Origin of the sequence: Burkholderia sp. SIMBA_062, assembly GCF_046534765.1 — a bacterium.
In the GTDB taxonomy this organism is placed as follows: Bacteria; Pseudomonadota; Gammaproteobacteria; order Burkholderiales; family Burkholderiaceae; genus Burkholderia; species Burkholderia ambifaria.
Map to the genome: position 1 here is coordinate 1 of NZ_JAWRYD010000688.1, position 230 is coordinate 230.

The window sequence follows — 230 nt, forward strand, 5'->3', positions numbered from 1 at the left end:
GCCAGAGCACGCCCTCACACCAGCGGCGGACCTACCCGAAACCAACGCGGACAGCCGCCTGCGTTACCGGCTGATTCACGACCAGTTGAAGAGCGCGATCGCGCTCGGCAAGATCGCGCCCGGCCTCGTGCTGCTCGAAGGACCGGTTGCGCGCATGTTCGGCACGAGCCGCGTGCCGGTGCGCAAAGCCTTCGAAATGCTGCATGCGGGCGGTCTGCTGCATACCTTCG

Annotated in this window: 1 protein-coding gene; it reads left to right on the forward strand. The window is 66.5% G+C overall.

The window, feature by feature from the left end:
* Positions 1–58 precede the first annotated feature (58 nt).
* Positions 59–230 (forward strand): GntR family transcriptional regulator (locus SB786_RS37940; RefSeq protein ID WP_410731803.1); only part of this gene is annotated, 172 nt, incomplete at its 3' end.